General features: G+C 34.5%; 16 protein-coding genes. 6 read left to right on the forward strand and 10 right to left on the reverse strand.

Translation table 11 applies throughout. The annotated features are described in order from the left end of the window. Nucleotides 1-12: 12 nt before the first annotated feature. The 4 genes from BW936_RS10440 to BW936_RS10455 are packed head-to-tail and all read right to left on the reverse strand — an operon-like array spanning nucleotide 13 to nucleotide 3,936. A complete protein-coding gene (locus tag BW936_RS10440; RefSeq protein ID WP_076548329.1) occupies nucleotides 13-2,079 on the reverse strand; it encodes an SPFH domain-containing protein in 2,067 nt (688 codons plus the stop codon). A 14-nt stretch (nucleotides 2,080-2,093) separates the two neighbouring features. After that, nucleotides 2,094-2,810 carry an OB-fold-containig protein gene (locus BW936_RS10445; protein WP_076548330.1) on the reverse strand — a complete coding sequence of 239 codons (717 nt, stop codon included), beginning with the start codon at nucleotides 2,808-2,810 and terminating at the stop codon, nucleotides 2,094-2,096. Nucleotides 2,811-2,814: 4 nt separating this feature from the next. Continuing rightward, nucleotides 2,815-3,528, reverse strand: a complete 714-nt coding sequence (locus BW936_RS10450) for a PspA/IM30 family protein (RefSeq protein WP_076548331.1) — start codon at nucleotides 3,526-3,528, stop codon at nucleotides 2,815-2,817. Between the two features lie 12 nt (nucleotides 3,529-3,540). Further along, nucleotides 3,541-3,936 carry a type III secretion system chaperone family protein gene (locus BW936_RS10455; protein ID WP_076548332.1) on the reverse strand — a complete coding sequence of 132 codons (396 nt, stop codon included), beginning with the start codon at nucleotides 3,934-3,936 and terminating at the stop codon, nucleotides 3,541-3,543. A 242-nt stretch (nucleotides 3,937-4,178) separates the two neighbouring features. On the opposite strand from BW936_RS10455, the gene BW936_RS10460 reads away from it, so the two are divergent. After that, complete coding sequence (locus BW936_RS10460) at nucleotides 4,179-4,934, forward strand: helix-turn-helix domain-containing protein (RefSeq protein ID WP_076548333.1); 756 nt, start codon at nucleotides 4,179-4,181, stop codon at nucleotides 4,932-4,934. Between the two features lie 57 nt (nucleotides 4,935-4,991). Here BW936_RS10460 and BW936_RS10465 read toward each other — a convergent pair whose 3' ends face one another. From BW936_RS10465 to BW936_RS10480, 4 genes are all read right to left on the reverse strand, one after another. Continuing rightward, nucleotides 4,992-5,183: a cold-shock protein gene (locus tag BW936_RS10465; protein WP_027067037.1), complete on the reverse strand. Its 192-nt coding sequence runs from the start codon at nucleotides 5,181-5,183 to the stop codon at nucleotides 4,992-4,994. Between the two features lie 394 nt (nucleotides 5,184-5,577). Beyond that, complete coding sequence (locus BW936_RS10470) at nucleotides 5,578-6,423, reverse strand: aminotransferase class IV (protein WP_076548334.1); 846 nt, start codon at nucleotides 6,421-6,423, stop codon at nucleotides 5,578-5,580. A 269-nt stretch (nucleotides 6,424-6,692) separates the two neighbouring features. After that, complete coding sequence (locus tag BW936_RS10475; RefSeq protein WP_076548335.1) at nucleotides 6,693-7,883, reverse strand: PQQ-dependent sugar dehydrogenase; 1,191 nt, start codon at nucleotides 7,881-7,883, stop codon at nucleotides 6,693-6,695. A gap of 129 nt (nucleotides 7,884-8,012) precedes the next feature. Further along, nucleotides 8,013-8,642 carry an SDR family oxidoreductase gene (locus tag BW936_RS10480; protein WP_076548336.1) on the reverse strand — a complete coding sequence of 210 codons (630 nt, stop codon included), beginning with the start codon at nucleotides 8,640-8,642 and terminating at the stop codon, nucleotides 8,013-8,015. Nucleotides 8,643-8,834: 192 nt separating this feature from the next. Here BW936_RS10480 and BW936_RS10485 point away from each other — a divergent pair, with 192 nt between their 5' ends. Then, a complete protein-coding gene (locus BW936_RS10485; RefSeq protein WP_076548409.1) occupies nucleotides 8,835-9,122 on the forward strand; it encodes a hypothetical protein in 288 nt (95 codons plus the stop codon). Between the two features lie 69 nt (nucleotides 9,123-9,191). Here BW936_RS10485 and BW936_RS10490 read toward each other — a convergent pair whose 3' ends face one another. Together BW936_RS10490 and BW936_RS10495 are read right to left on the reverse strand one after the other, a co-directional pair. After that, complete coding sequence (locus tag BW936_RS10490) at nucleotides 9,192-9,608, reverse strand: OsmC family protein (protein ID WP_076548337.1); 417 nt, start codon at nucleotides 9,606-9,608, stop codon at nucleotides 9,192-9,194. A 26-nt stretch (nucleotides 9,609-9,634) separates the two neighbouring features. Continuing rightward, nucleotides 9,635-10,744 carry an alkene reductase gene (locus BW936_RS10495; RefSeq protein ID WP_076548338.1) on the reverse strand — a complete coding sequence of 370 codons (1,110 nt, stop codon included), beginning with the start codon at nucleotides 10,742-10,744 and terminating at the stop codon, nucleotides 9,635-9,637. Nucleotides 10,745-10,955: 211 nt separating this feature from the next. Between BW936_RS10495 and BW936_RS10500 the strand changes: the two genes are divergently transcribed. The 4 genes from BW936_RS10500 to BW936_RS10510 all read left to right on the forward strand — a co-directional run bounded on the left by BW936_RS10500 (nucleotide 10,956) and on the right by BW936_RS10510 (nucleotide 15,046). Next, on the forward strand, nucleotides 10,956-13,208 hold the full coding sequence (locus tag BW936_RS10500) for a TonB-dependent receptor (protein WP_394333582.1): 2,253 nt from the start codon (nucleotides 10,956-10,958) through the stop codon (nucleotides 13,206-13,208). 81 nt (nucleotides 13,209-13,289) lie between these two features. Then, nucleotides 13,290-14,132, forward strand: a complete 843-nt coding sequence (locus BW936_RS10505) for a helix-turn-helix domain-containing protein (protein ID WP_076548340.1) — start codon at nucleotides 13,290-13,292, stop codon at nucleotides 14,130-14,132. A gap of 90 nt (nucleotides 14,133-14,222) precedes the next feature. Then, complete coding sequence (locus BW936_RS19625; protein ID WP_159439014.1) at nucleotides 14,223-14,399, forward strand: hypothetical protein; 177 nt, start codon at nucleotides 14,223-14,225, stop codon at nucleotides 14,397-14,399. Between the two features lie 113 nt (nucleotides 14,400-14,512). Continuing rightward, nucleotides 14,513-15,046 carry a carboxymuconolactone decarboxylase family protein gene (locus tag BW936_RS10510; RefSeq protein WP_076548341.1) on the forward strand — a complete coding sequence of 178 codons (534 nt, stop codon included), beginning with the start codon at nucleotides 14,513-14,515 and terminating at the stop codon, nucleotides 15,044-15,046. The last annotated feature ends 13 nt before the right edge of the window (nucleotides 15,047-15,059 follow it).

Here is a 15,059-nt window from a genome sequence, read left to right on the forward strand (position 1 = left end):
AAATACAAGGAATTACCTTAGCTTTTTATCACTCATTCCCAAGCCCTTTGCAAGGTTGAACAGGTTACTGAAGAGCGTTTGCTCATCATTGTCGTTAGACTTAGATTTTAAGTCCATCAGTAAATTAGCAATGGTCAAATTCTTAAGGTCGTCTGATGAGATTCCGTATTTATCAGCGAATTCCTTTACCTTCTCCAACAAGTTGCCTTTAACATCGTCACTACCTAAAATGGCATCTTTTACATCTTGAATATTGGAACTGTTCTCCACCAATCTATCGTAGCCTTTACCTTTTGTAATTTGTCCGATAATTTGTTCAAAGAACATTGTTTCACCACCAACAATATCAATTTTGGCAGCTTTCAATGCATCACCAATAACTTGCGCTTGTGCATCGGCAATATCTTTCTGTATATTGATGTGGGCAAGATCTACTTGTAATTCTTTATCTAAACGTAGTTTAAACTCTTCATGCTCTTTACCAACACCGTCTAATTTCTTCATTGCATTAGCTTTCTCTTCTATACCAGCAGCATCTGCCATGGCTTTTTCTTTGATGACATCAGCCTCTGCCAATCCATCTTTACGTTTCGCTTCAGCTTTCGCTTCAATACCTACGGCTTCAGCTTTAGCCTTCTTCTCAATGATGATAGCTTGTACTATTCCCTCACGCTCAAAAGCATCTGCTTTCGCATGCATAACCTGAGCCTCAGACATACCAACGGTTGCTTCCTCTTTCGCTTGTGCTTCCGCTAAAATCTTACGTGCTTCAGCCTCTTTCTCACTAGCTTCTTTATGTGCCAGTGCTTCAATATTGATTTCCTCGGCTTTTTGTTTTGCAGCTTCTTTTTGAGCCTCTGCAGCTTTAATCGTTTTAATTAAATCTTCTTGTGCATTTGCCTCTGCAATCGTAATTTTTACTTGTTTCTCACGATCGGCAGTTTTAAAAGCTTCAATATCTTTCATGTTTTCTTGCTCTTCCACCACTCCTTTTTCAAGGGTAACGCGATCACGAATAACATCTTGAATATTCTTTTTCTCAACTTCGACTACTTTCTCTTTTTCAATCTGAGCCAGCGTAACTACTCTTTCTCTTTCCGTAGCCTCTAAAAGTCTGTCTTTTTCTACTCTTTCCGTCTCTACGGCATCTGTACGTTGCTTGTTCTTTAAGGCAACGATTATTTGACGCTCCATATTCTCTTCGGCAACTTTTACTTTTTCTTGGGTAGCTATACGAGCAGTTTCCGACTTTAAACGCTCTTCTTCAGATACTTTTAAAGTTTCTGCCTCTTCACGAGATTTTATGTTCGCAATCTCTCTTTTTTGTTGCTCTTCTTTTTCAGCTAACTGCTTATCCAGCTCTAAAATGGCTTCACGTGCTTCAACATCTTGTTTACGTATGGTCTTCTCCTCGTCACGCTTAATAAGGTTAGACTTAACATTTTGAGCAGCAGTAAGATCATTAATCTTCTTGATACCTTCTGCATCAAGAATATTATCTGCTTTCAAATGCGCAACAGCCGTTTGCTCCAGGTAATCTATAGCACAATCTTCTAAGGTATAACCATTTAAATCAATACCTATAATATCAACAATCTCATCTCTAAACTCTCTACGCGCTTCATATAATTGTATAAAGTCGAATTTTTTACCAACGGTTTTTAAGGCTTCAGAGAATTTAGCTTCGAATAATTCTTCTAAGGTTTCCTGACGCGATGCTCTTTGTACTCCTATAGTCTGTGCCACTTTTTTTATAAGGTCCACTTCATTATTTACCCTAACGAAGAATGCCACTTTTATATCGGCACGCATATTGTCTTTACAAATTAAGCCTTCTGTCGCTAATCTTTCAATTTGGATTTTCTTTACAGAAATGTCCATAACTTCTACTCTGTGAAATACAGGAACAACGTAAAGACCTTTGTCCGTAGCTACTTTAGTTCCTCCAAATCCGGTTCTGACCAAGGCTTGACCCTGATGAACTTTCTTGTAGAACATGGCAATGATTGCAAAATAAACAATGATAAGGAAGAGGATTATTCCCAGACCTATACCGATAATTGAAAAGATGGATTCCATAAATAATTTAAGTTTTATTGGTTATACGATTGAACTAAAAAGTAGGTGTGATCCGCGGACCGTTTAATAATTAATACTGAACTACCGTAGGTTAGTGGCTTACGGTCCAAGGATTTTACATAAATAGAATGGCTGTTACCGTCTGCTTTTACTTCTGCATTTCCCATTTTATCTTCGGTAATATTGGAAAGCAAAGTTGCCTGTCGGCCTAAAAAATCGACAGGAGCATCACCGTCTTTATTCAGTTGTTTAAAAAAGGCCTTGAACGGAGTGGTAAACAACTTATTAATAAACAACGCCGGAAAAAACGCAGCTAGCATAATGATAAAACCGATATAGTTCTCATAGGTAAAAGTTATAGTGGTCAGTAAGGTTGTCATCAACCACCAAACAAATATCCAGCAGGTAAATGTGAACATAAAAGGCAGTCCTACAAAGTTGAAATAGATAAGAAAAATTTGCCACCATTTTAGAGGTCTGCGTCTTTTTCCTAGCACATCATCTTGATTTATTTCGGTATTGGAGATATCTTCAAAATCAAGATTACCTCCTTCAATACCGGCATCTAGGTCAATATCTGCACTTACATCTACATCAATATCTACGTCTAGATCTAGGTCAAAATCAAGACCACCGATCATGGTAATGATCCAGTAAACTAATAGCAGTATCAATAATAGGGTCAACGTAAGGTTTACCTCAGAAAATAATATGTCTGTTAGTTGATTCAATTTTCTATTTTTTCGGTTTGTTAAACCCTAATTGTTCTTTAAGTTTTTGAAGTTCATCATCTGCAGCAGCTTCAGTAGTATCGGCAGCCTTGTCCAATTCATCATCAATAGATTTACTTGAATTTGCGATATCGCCATAAGCCTCGGCCAAGGCTTCTTCCTGGGCAATTTTCTCCTTCATTCTTTCTAACATAGAAACCGTACCGGTACTATCTAATTCCGCCATTTGCTTGTTCAAGTTTTTGGTAGCATTGCTCACCTTTACACGAGCTTTAAGCGTTTTAAGCTCATTCTCCCAATTGTTGATATTCGCTTTTAAAGCCTCAACGTTCCCTTGCATTTGGCTTACGTTAGCCTCAAACTTTTCCGTTTCCGTTTTAGTAGCTTCCAATTGTTTCTCGTTCGTTTCTTTTTGCATTAATGCTTCCTTGGCAAGTCTGTCCGCTTCAGTAGCGTCCATTTTCTTACTGTTGGCCTTCTTTAAAATGATAATGGCTTTATCTTGATATTCCTTTGCTTTGTTTTTGTAAACGTCTTGATCATTCTTAGAACGTATAGCAAGTGCTTTTACTTGTGCAAGAGCCTCTAAACTTTTTTCCAAGTCTAATTTCATGTCTCTAATGCCTTGTTCCGTCATCTTAATGGGGTCTTCCATTTTGTCAATTGCCGAGTTTGTTTCAGCTTCTCCTATTTTAAATAGCCTTTTAAATATATTCATGATTTATTATTTTTAATATTTAGAAAATTCAATGATTTGGTCAGAGTATTCACTCATTAATAAGCTTAAAGAATTAAGACTGGCTTCAAACTCGTTTAAATCCATATTCTCAATTTGCAATGTATCTCTGAATATGACCCGGTTTGCTGTTTCATCTAGCACAAATGCACCATGAATGATGTCTCTATTCTTTTGAAGTAAATTTTTAAAGATTTTTTCTGATTGATTGTGAACAGAGAATATAAATTGCTCCATAATCAAAATTGGGGGTGACACCCCTAAAATCAAATTTTTAATTCCGGAATCTTCTTTCTCTACAACCAAAATTCCGTCTGCCCTATTCTCCTTAACAATAGTAAAGTTTAATTGAAGTAGATAATCTCTGGTTATATTAAAATGGTTTTTCATAAATGTTGGTTTTTGTAAGTGTATTCTTAGATTCAATAATACAAAATAATATTGGTGCGTTTTCCTAAATTGACAATAGGAGCGCTAAAATGTAAATTACTAGGATGACCATAATATTGAGTTTTAAAATTGGTTAAACAAAATTTAATTGCTCAAAACAATAGCAATCTAAATAAATATTGCTAATTTTGTTAGACAAATATAATTATTTTTTTATTAATTGCAAATTTTATTAGCAACAAATGTCATACTTCGGAAAGAACATAAGAAAAATAAGAAGTTTAAAAAGTCTAAGTCAACAGGCTTTTGCGGAGCTTTTTGAGCTGAAAAGAGGTACATTAGGCGCCTATGAAGAAGGAAGAAGTGAACCCAAAATTGAAACCCTAATAAAAATTGCTAATTATTTTAGCATACCTATTGATGATCTACTTACCACAGAATTAACCGTAAATAATTTATTAAAGTTTAAAGGTAATTTAACGGTAGAGCAAGACCTTGGAGAACAAGAACTTTTTATTAAAGTTCCATGTATAACATCCTTAAATCAAGCAGATTATATTAATTACTATAATAAGGATTCTTATATTCAAGATTTGCCTTTTTTATCATTACCTATAAATCCTGATAAACAGTTTAGGGCATACACCGTTCAGAACTTAGAAATGAGTAAAAACGAATTGGGAATGTTCCCAAAGGACATTGCAATTGGTGAATGGGTTCCTCCTACCGTATATTCTAAACTGAATAATGGCACTTTAGTTTTTACGGTAACCGATAAACATATTATTTTAAGAAGGTTATTTATTACCAATGAGAGTTTTGTATTACGGGCAGAACATAAAAATGTGGATGATGTAGTTCTTTCTTTAAAGGAAATAAGAGAATTGTGGCGCGTTAGGTATGTATTCTATCATAGATTGCCAGAGACCAATTTTAATTTGGAAGAAAAATTATTTCAACTGGAAAAAGATTTCGACCGGCTTAAAAATGATCTATAATAAAAAAAGCCCTTCATCACTGAAGGGCTTTTTCTTAAACTTGAAAGTATATATGTCTTAGATAACTTTAACGTTCACTGCGTTTAAACCTTTGTTACCTTCTTTAAGTTCGAATTCAACTTCATCGCCTTCACGAATTTCGTCGATCAACCCAGAAATGTGTACAAAGTGATCTTTTTCAACTCCTTCTTCAGTGATAAAACCGAAACCTTTTGTGTCATTGAAAAATTTTACTGTTCCTTTACTCATTGTAATGTAATTTAATTTATAATACTTATTAAGTGACAAAGATGACGCCAATAGTTGACAAACAGCATTTAAAGTACTTTTATATCTGTTTTTTATGATTTTTTTAAGAGTTTTTAGGCGTCATTGGAGAAATTTGTTCATTTGTAAGCAATTAACAAGCCATATTTTCTCTAATTAAAAATATTATTGATTAGAGTATCCGGCAATTACATAGTCCAATATCCAATTTATTCTTAAGCGAGTTATTTATTTATATTTCCTATACACTGATAGCCCCCAAATTAGAAAATCTAAAAACTGTCCTTTTTGCTAACTTCTACATAATTAGCGATTTAAAACTGTTTTTGGTTCAATCATAGGGTTAGAAAAGCTAAGGCATTGTTACAAAAAGAAACTATTTGTATTTCAGTTTTAAAAAGGCACCTTGCAATTTTCTTGTAATGGGACCTTTTTCATTTTCTATGTATAGCTGATGTTCATCGATTTTTTGAATTGCAGCAATTTGAGTACTTGTTCCTGTTAAAAACGCTTCATCAACCATGTTGACTTCTTCCAATGTAATAGCGCTTTCTCTAACCTCTATACCTAGAGATTTACAAAGTTCAATGACTACAATTCTAGTAATTCCATTAAGGATATACTCATCTGCCTTATGGGTATAAACAATTCCTTCTTTTACAAAAAAGACATTGCTATGAGAAGCTTCAGTGAGTAGTCCGTTTCTGTGTAATATAGTTTCATAGCAATCATGCTGTACGCCTTCCTCGTTCAACATAACATTTCCTAAAAGCGAAGTCATTTTAATATCACACCTAGACCACCTAAAATCTTTTCGGGTAATTACATGTGCATTTACCATATTTATTTCAGGCAACACCTTTGGCACAGAATACATCATTAGCGTAGGTGTAATGTCTGAAGGATAAGAATGTTGCCGTGGTGCTACTCCCCTAGTAATCTGTATATACAACATACAGTCCTTATTGGTTAACCGTACCGCTCTCAATAATTTCTTAATCTCGTTTGGAAGCAGGTTTGCATTAAAATCTATACTAATTTTGTGCAGACCTGACTGTAGTCTTTCTAGATGCTCTTTCTCATAAAAGAATCTCCCGTTTATCTGAGCCATAACTTCATAGAGTCCGTCACCAAAAATAAATCCGCGGTCAAATACAGAAACCTTAGCTTCCTGGGGATTTACAATTTGTCCGTTTACATAAACTTTATCTGGATAATTCATAGGTGATGGTTTATGATATAGATGATTTTTATTTCATGGAAGTGGTTAAAAATGATGTTCATAGAAACCGCTACAAAATTAACATCTTGTTCCATATAACAACCTTGTAATTCTATTTTTTCGATGGATGAAAATTGAAAACCAATAGGCAGAACTTAAAGATATCATTTTTCTATCTAACCTCTAGGGATCAAAAATGGTCAAAGAATTAAGAACTAAAAAGCAGCCTATATAGGCTGCTTTTTTTAAAATAATAAGTTTGCAGTTTTTTAGTTGTTACTGGCTACGGCAGTATCACTGTAGGAAAGTCTATAGATAGCATCGCCAAAATCATCTGATATAAGCATAGAGCCATCTTTTAAAACTAACATATCTACTGGTCTACCAGATGCTTTTTGCTCAGATTCATCTAACCAACCGTTAATAAAAGGTTCGCTATTAACAGCTTCACCATCTTCAATTTGGACCATCATAATTCTATAGCCTACTTTTTTACTTCTGTTCCATGAGCCATGTTCTGCAATAAAAGCCTTGCCTTTATATTCTGACGGAAACATGTTGCCTGTATAGAACTTAATACCTAAAGGAGCCACATGTGCGTCTAGCTGTAAAGCAGGTGCAACAAAATCTGAGCATGGGCGTAAATCGCCAAATTCAGGATCTTTAACCATACCGCCATGACAAAAAGGATAGCCAAAATGTTGTCCTGCTTCTGTTACGGTATTCAATTCGCAAGGCGGAATATCATCACCCAACATATCACGACCGTTATCTGTAAACCACATTTGCTCTGTATCTGGATGCCAGGTGAAACCTACGGAATTACGTACGCCTCTTGCATAAATTTCACGGTTGCTTCCGTCTGGGTCCATTCTTGAAATAGTTGCAAAACGTTCATCTTCATCGGTTCTGTTACAAATATTACATGGCGCACCAACAGGTACATACAATTTGTCATCAGGTCCAAAAGCAATATATTTCCATCCGTGGTGAAATTCCGTCGGAAAATCATCATAGATTAATTCTTTCTCCAGTTCCCCACCTATCTGCTCTTCAATATTTGGATATTTCCAAAGACTCCCTACTTGGGCAACATACAAATCGCCATTTCTCATAGCAATTCCGTTAGGTACCTCCATAGTATCAAGAACCATTATGTTATCAGCTTTAAAGTCCCCATTCGTATCTTTTATCGCATAAACTTTATTTTCTGTTCTTGTACCCACAAATAAAGTTCCGTTATCACCCATTGCCATGGAACGTGCACCATCTACTCCCCTAGCGTACACATCAATTTGAAATCCTTCTGGAAGGTTCAATTTTAGTAATGCCAAATCTGTACTATCTAGTTCAATTTCCTTTGTTGTGCCGTCATTATTTTCTTTATTCTTCTCTTTACAAGAGTGTAATGAAGTAACTACGGCGATAACCATAATTAACTTTAAAAATGAAATTTTCATATTAAGGTAGTTTTAGTACGAAGATAGGCAACATGATTTTATAAGTGGATTTCCCTATATTTTAATATAAAAAAGCCGATTTTAACAGAGTTAGCATCGACTTTAATCAACCAAACAACATTTTAATAGTTATGAATTTGCATCCATAGCCTTTCCAATAAGGGTGTTCCCTTGTATAATTTCAAAAGTTCTATTAATAGCAGCATCATCATGCAATGACCTCACTAAGGTTTGGGCTACATCATCTCTAGTAATAGAACCTTGTTTATTTAATTTATTCTGTAATTCAATTTTACCTGTACCGGTATCATTTGTTAGTGAGCCCGGTCTAACAATGGCGTACATTAAATTAGTAGATTTTAAATATTCATCTGCATTATGTTTTGCTTTTAAATACTCCTTTAGGTCGCTAGCTTTATCAGGATTGTCCGCGCCCATTGAACTTAACATTACAAACTTTTTAATATTGGCTTGTTTAGATACATCTATAAGATTTTTGGCACCTTCTTGATCTACTTCAATTACTTTTTTACCGCCAGAACCAGCAGCAAATATTACTTTATCTATATTTTCAACAGTATGTGACAGGTCTTTTTCCAAATCACCTAAAACTGTTCTTATATCGTTTTTTTCAAATTGTTCTTGCTGTTCTTTTTTACGAACCATGGCTACAGGTTCAAAATACTGAGAACTTTTTAAAAGGGTTACTATTTTTTTTCCTGTGGTACCGTTAGCACCAGCAACTAATATATTTTCCATCTTCAATTATTTAGATGCAAATTGGCAAAATTAACTTGCTTAGGTTGATGCGTTACCTGAAAATATTAATCCAAAGACCCTGCAATTATGCATAATTTCTTTCATTGTAAAAGAGCACGAATAACAATGGTTTGTGTCAAATGCTGAGGGTAAGAAATGGTAGCTTACCATAAATTGATTAAAATAAAAGATATGAAAAGTGAAAATAAAAATACAAGCTATAATGCTGAAGTAACTACAGATGATTTGCAGGCATTGGGAGAAAAGATAAAAAATACAAGAACGGATAAAGGTGATGATAGTCAATTAAACGACCGCGAAAAAAATGTTGATTTTGCAGGAAAAGATTTAGATGTACCCGGAAGAGATTTACCGCCAAAACAGTCACAAGACTCTTTAAAGGACGAAGAAAACCAATTGTATAGTCAAGGTGGTTCGGGTAATGAGGATTTAGAGCGAAATACGGACCACATTAAATAATATTGCAACAAAATTTAAGCACAAAAAAAGCAGCCACTGGCTGCTTTTTTTTTGAATTAATAATAACAACTAACTAAGATGTGAAATCAGTTCAATTTCAGCATTTAATAATTTTGAAATTGGGCAAACCGATTTTGCTTTTTCCGCAATTTCATTGAACTGGTCGTTCTTGATTTCTGGTACATCCCCTTTTAAATCAAGAATTATCTTAACAATCTCACCATCTTTAAATTCTACCTTAGCTTCCACGTCAAGCGAATTGGGTGTATAACCTTCTTCGCCCAATAAAAAACTCAATTGCATAGAAAAACAACCTGCGTGGGCTGCTCCTATAAGTTCTTCAGGGTTGGTGCCATTACCATGCTCAAACCTAGTGTTGTATGAGTATTGCGTATCTTGCAAAACTGTACTTTCTGTTGTTAAGGTTCCTTGTCCCTCTTTTCCGCTACCTTTCCAAGTAGCGTATGCTTTTCTTATAAAATTCATATGTATATTCTAATAGTTAATAATAATTATGCGTGTTCTGTCTTTTGGTTATACCTAGGGTAATCAATGTAGCCTTCTTTACCACCGGAATAGAAGGTGTCCGTATCCCATTCTGCCAGGTCATAACCATTGGCAAAACGTTCTACCAAATCTGGATTGGAAATAAAGAGTTTACCGTACGCAACTAAATCTGCATTACCGGCTTCAATAATTTTGTTTCCAGACTCTTGATCAAATCCTGCATTGATTATTAAAGTGCCGTTATATAAAGGCCTAAAATGTTCAGCTATATTTTTTACGGCATAAGGTATTTCTGAAACATCTGTAAATGGTTCGGAAAGGTGAATATATGCCAAATTATAATCGTTTAATTCTTTAATGATATATTCAAATGTTGGTATGGTATTTTCATCCATGGTTATACCGAACATGCCATCTAAAGAAGGATTGAACCGTACACCTATTTTCTCTTGTGGTACCACTTCTTTTATGCTATCTAATACTTCAAAAAAGAAACGTGTTCTGTTTTTAATTGAACCGCCATATTTATCATTTCTAATATTAGAAGTTCCATTAAAAAATTGGTGAAATAAATACCCGTTAGAAGAATGTATTTCTACGCCATCAAAACCAGCTTTAATAGCATTTTTTGCCGCATTCTTAAAATCATTTACCGTTTGTTTGATGTCTTCAGTAGTCATTGCTTTTGGTGTAACCGTATCCTTAAAGCCTTCTGGTGTAAAACTTTGAGCGTTGGGGTTAAGGGCCGACGGCGCCAAAGGCAAATCACCATTATGAAAATCTGGATGTGACATTCTCCCTACATGCCATAACTGAATGAATATCTTACCTCCCTCATGATGCACTTCATCGGTTACTTTTTTCCACCCCTCTATTTGTTGTTTAGAATATATACCCGGTGTATTTACATATCCTACCGCTTGTTTTGAAACTTGGGACCCTTCGGTAATAATTAACCCTGCAGAAGCTCTTTGCTTGTAATAAGGCACATGTAAATCTTCTGTAGGAACATTACCGTCATTGGCAGCCCTGCTACGTGTCATAGGAGCCATGACTACCCTATTCTTTACACTTAGATTTTTATGAAATGGGGTTAAAATTGCTTGCTTACTCATTTATTTTAATATTAAAATGGCTAATTCTTGGCTAACAAAGTTCTTAATAAAGGACTTAGAATTTTAACTCTAATCACTAAAAATTTATAATTAATCCTTAAAAAGTAGATTTACTTCTGCTTAATATTATTTTTGCTTTTTTTAAATTTTAAAACCTTAGAAATTTTTTATCGTAAGTAATTTTAAAGACAACCATTTTAAATCAAAATTTATGAATTACCGCCATATGAAGGCAATTAAGCTTTTAACTTTCTTTCTATTATTAGGTGTATTCTGTGAAGCAAATGCCCAAAGTCTAAAAGGTGTAGTCACTGACAAAAACGGTGTAGCCTTAGAAAACGCAGGTGTTTTCAACCAGTCAACAGGGCAACATAGTCACTCTAACCTTTCTGGTTCATTTTCGCTTCCGGGAACTACTTTAAATGATTCCATTTTCTTCTCCAATTTGGGCTTCAAAACTTTTATTTTGGTTGTGAATCAGCAACATTTAAATGAAGGAATCCATGTAAAGTTAGAAGAATCTAGCATTAATTTAAATCAAGTAGTTGTGGTATCAAAAGTAAATGCCATGAGTAGAATTGTAAATATTGATGTGCAAAACGATCCCGTAAAATCATCTCAAGAAATTCTAAGAAAAGTGCCAGGACTTATTATTGGTCAGCATGCCGGAGGTGGAAAGGCAGAACAGATCTTTTTAAGAGGATTTGATATTGACCACGGTACAGATGTGGCGTTAAGTGTTGATGGTATGCCTGTAAACATGGTGTCTCATGCCCATGGACAAGGTTATGCAGATCTTCATTTTGTAATACCCGAAACTATTGACAATATTAACTTTGGAAAAGGACCCTATTATGCCGATAAAGGAGATTTTAATACTGCAGGATATGTAGATTTAAGCCTTAAAAAAAGTATTGATAAGAGTATGGTTTCTTTTGAAACGGGACAATTTAACACCAATAGGTTTGTTGGTATGTTTGATGTATTGGAAAGCAGTAAGAGTAATGCATATATAGCTTCTGAATTATACCTAACGGACGGTCCTTTTGATTCTCCTCAAAATTTTAATCGTTTAAATATTCTTGGTCGTTATAATTATAAAGATGTTGGAACGGAAGAATTGACATTGACCGCTTCGCATTTTCAAAGTAAATGGGATGCATCGGGTCAAATTCCTCAGCGGGCAATAGATCAGAACATTATTGGTCGTTTTGGCGCTATAGATGATACCGAAGGCGGACAAACTAGTAGAACAAATTTGATGTTAAATCACACTAAGTTTTTAGGCGAAGATCAATTTTTAAAGACAAGAGCTTTTGTAAGCAAATATGATTTTGAGCTATTTTCCAACTTCACGTTCTTTTTAGAAGATCCGGTGAATGGTGATCAAATTCGCCAGTATGAAGATAGGACTATAATGGGTGCAGAAACGGTTTTTGAGCAAATCAATATTGCTGTTGGTGAACATGATACCTTTAAATATTCTGGTGGTGTCGGTTTTAGAAATGATAATGTAGATGATGTCACTTTAGAGCATACCTTAAATAGAAAAACGGTTCTAGAACAATATGCGTTTGGTGATGTAGATGAAACAAATGTCTATGGTTTTGTAAATGGTGAATATAAAACAGGTAATTGGACCTTTAATCCGTCTGTACGAGTAGATTATTTTAACTTCGATTATGAAAACAAATTGAGTGAACTTTACGATAATAAAAGTGAAAGTAAAGCAATTGTTAGTCCGAAGCTAAATACTTTATATTCGGTAAACCGCAATTGGCAATTGTTCTTAAAAACAGGTTTAGGTTTTCACTCTAACGACGCACGTGTTGTCACGGCCAATGAAGGAAGAGATGTGTTGCCCAAAGCATATGGTGTAGATTTTGGAACCATAATTAAACCGGTTGATAAGCTAGTATTGAATGCGACCTTATGGGGCTTGCTTTTAGACCAGGAATTTGTCTATGTAGGTGATGCTGGTATTGTAGAACCTAGTGGTAAAACGAGAAGAGTTGGTGTAGAACTTGGTGGGCGTTATCAGTTATCAGATTGGTTATACCTTTATAGTGATGTTAACTATACCTATGCTAGAAGTACAGAAGAAGCGGATGGTGAAGATTATATTCCCCTTGCACCAGATTTCACGGCAGTAGGCGGACTATCAATTACCGATTTAGGTAATTTCTCCGGTAATTTAAACTATAGATATTTGGGTGATAGAGCGGCAAATGAAGATAATAGTATTATTGCTGAAGGGTATTTTGTAACCGATCTAAACCTGAATTATGATATTAAAAACTGGACAATCGGTGTAATCGTAGAAAACCTATTTGATACCGAATGGAACGAAACTCAGTTTGCTACAGAAAGTAGATTGTTTAATGAAACTGCATCCGTAGAGGAAATTCACTTTACTCCCGGAACTCCTTTTTATTTAAGAGGAAAGGTTTCTGTGAGGTTTTAAAGAACTATTACAAGAACAATATTTTAAAAGGTTGATCCATTGCTTATGTAATGAATCAACCTTTTTTTAGACCAATATTGCATGCAAGAAGTTTTTAAAGATTTTAGTACCGGTGGATTATTGAAAATAGGTAATGAATTATTATTAGAGTCCTATACAAAGCCAAAGCAAGCGGGTATCTATATTTTTATAAGAACTACTACTCAAAAGGCATATTTAGAGGTGGATGGTGTTCCATATACCATTTCTGAGCATAGCCTATTGGCATTGACACCAATTCAATTTTTGCATTATACTGATGGTCAAAATTTAATCGTATATCAATTTAACAGAGAATTTTATTGTATTAAAGACCATGATCAAGAAGTAAGCTGTGCCGGTCTGTTATTTTTTGGCAATGCACATATACCTGTTATAGACTTAGGAGAGAAAGAACAGCGAAAGTTTGATACGTTACATGAGGTCTTTGTAGACGAGTTAGAAACCGAAGATACCATACAGGCAGAAATGCTGCGTATGCTCATGGCGCGTTTTATGATCATGAGCACAAGATTACTTAAAGCAAAAGAAGGTTTCAGTAATAATAGTAATGACGTAAAAGTAGATTTGTTACGAGGATTTAATTTATTGGTTGAAGAGCATTATAAGACAGAACATTCAGTTGCGTTCTATGCCAATAAATTATTTAAATCACCTAAGACGCTTTCTAACACTTTTTCAAAATTCAATACCACTCCCCTTCAAATAATTCATGAGCGAATTATTCTTGAAGCAAAGCGCTTACTTATTTACACGGATAAGACCGCAAAAGAAATTGCTTATGAAATAGGCTTTGATGATGCATCTCATTTAAGTCGTTTGTTTAAAAAGCAAACCCTACAGTCTCCTTCTGATTTTAAGAAACAACTTAAAAAATCCTATTAGGGAAAAATTGACAACACCTTGGGTGAAATTGCCCGTTTTAAGAGTCATAATATCTAGATCTTTGTAGTGTAGAATAAAAACATCAAAGACATGAACTTAAAACACAAATCAATCTTCAATTTAATAGAAATATTTACATCTAAAAAAGCAGATGTTGTTAATAGTATTGACGCTAAACAACATTGTGAGCATAACCATATATCAGATTACTATTGTGATTCTGATGAGTCTTCTAGATTTAAAAAAGTATTCGGTTCTTTTTTATAAGGGAAAAATAGACATGCAGAGAGGAAATCTCTACATGATAAGAATAGCACTTCCAATATACCTTTGTACCAGATAATTTAAAGAATAAATCAATAATATTAAAACAAAATAACATGAGCACATTTAATGTACCAACGAGAGAAGAAGTAAGCGAAAACAATCAAGTAATTTTCGACAATTTGAAAAAAGCATTAGGTTTTGTACCAAATTTATATGCTACCTATGCAAATAGTGATACGGCCTTGGAAAATTATTTAAATTTTGCCAATGCAAAAACTTCATTGTCTGCGAAAGAGAAAGAAGTGGTAAATCTTGCAGTAAGTCAAGTAAACAACTGTATCTACTGTTTATCTGCCCATACGGCAATTGGTAAAATGAACGGATTTAGTGATGAGCAAATTCTTGAATTAAGAGCAGGTAAGGCCTCTTTTGATCCTAAATTGGATGCTCTAGCCCAATTGGCAAAAAATATTACTGTAAATAGAGGACGTACAGATCAAAATGTTTTGGAAAACTATTTTTCAGTAGGGTATACCAAAGCCAACTTAATTGATACAATAGCACTTGTGGGAGACAAAACAATTTCTAACTACGTGCATAGTACAACACAAGTACCAGTAGATTTTCCAGTTGCAGTTTCTTTATAAATACAATTTTACA

It is taken from the genome of Maribacter ulvicola, assembly GCF_900155985.1.
Classification (GTDB): Bacteria; Bacteroidota; Bacteroidia; order Flavobacteriales; family Flavobacteriaceae; genus Maribacter; species Maribacter ulvicola.

Excerpts from the sequence above, each read along its gene's own strand:
- BW936_RS10440 (WP_076548329.1), bottom strand. The coding sequence starts at position 2,079 with ATGGAATCCATCTTTTCAATTATCGGTATAGGTCTGGGAATAATCCTC.
- BW936_RS10450 (WP_076548331.1), bottom strand. The coding sequence starts at position 3,528 with ATGAATATATTTAAAAGGCTATTTAAAATAGGAGAAGCTGAAACAAAC.
- BW936_RS10455 (WP_076548332.1), bottom strand. The coding sequence starts at position 3,936 with ATGAAAAACCATTTTAATATAACCAGAGATTATCTACTTCAATTAAAC.
- BW936_RS10460 (WP_076548333.1), top strand. The coding sequence starts at position 4,179 with ATGTCATACTTCGGAAAGAACATAAGAAAAATAAGAAGTTTAAAAAGT.
- BW936_RS10465 (WP_027067037.1), bottom strand. The coding sequence starts at position 5,183 with ATGAGTAAAGGAACAGTAAAATTTTTCAATGACACAAAAGGTTTCGGT.
- BW936_RS10470 (WP_076548334.1), bottom strand. The coding sequence starts at position 6,423 with ATGAATTATCCAGATAAAGTTTATGTAAACGGACAAATTGTAAATCCC.
- BW936_RS10475 (WP_076548335.1), bottom strand. The coding sequence starts at position 7,883 with ATGAAAATTTCATTTTTAAAGTTAATTATGGTTATCGCCGTAGTTACT.
- BW936_RS10480 (WP_076548336.1), bottom strand. The coding sequence starts at position 8,642 with ATGGAAAATATATTAGTTGCTGGTGCTAACGGTACCACAGGAAAAAAA.
- BW936_RS10485 (WP_076548409.1), top strand. The coding sequence starts at position 8,835 with ATGAAAAGTGAAAATAAAAATACAAGCTATAATGCTGAAGTAACTACA.
- BW936_RS10490 (WP_076548337.1), bottom strand. The coding sequence starts at position 9,608 with ATGAATTTTATAAGAAAAGCATACGCTACTTGGAAAGGTAGCGGAAAA.
- BW936_RS10495 (WP_076548338.1), bottom strand. The coding sequence starts at position 10,744 with ATGAGTAAGCAAGCAATTTTAACCCCATTTCATAAAAATCTAAGTGTA.
- BW936_RS10500 (WP_394333582.1), top strand. The coding sequence starts at position 10,956 with ATGAATTACCGCCATATGAAGGCAATTAAGCTTTTAACTTTCTTTCTA.
- BW936_RS10505 (WP_076548340.1), top strand. The coding sequence starts at position 13,290 with ATGCAAGAAGTTTTTAAAGATTTTAGTACCGGTGGATTATTGAAAATA.
- BW936_RS19625 (WP_159439014.1), top strand. The coding sequence starts at position 14,223 with ATGAACTTAAAACACAAATCAATCTTCAATTTAATAGAAATATTTACA.
- BW936_RS10510 (WP_076548341.1), top strand. The coding sequence starts at position 14,513 with ATGAGCACATTTAATGTACCAACGAGAGAAGAAGTAAGCGAAAACAAT.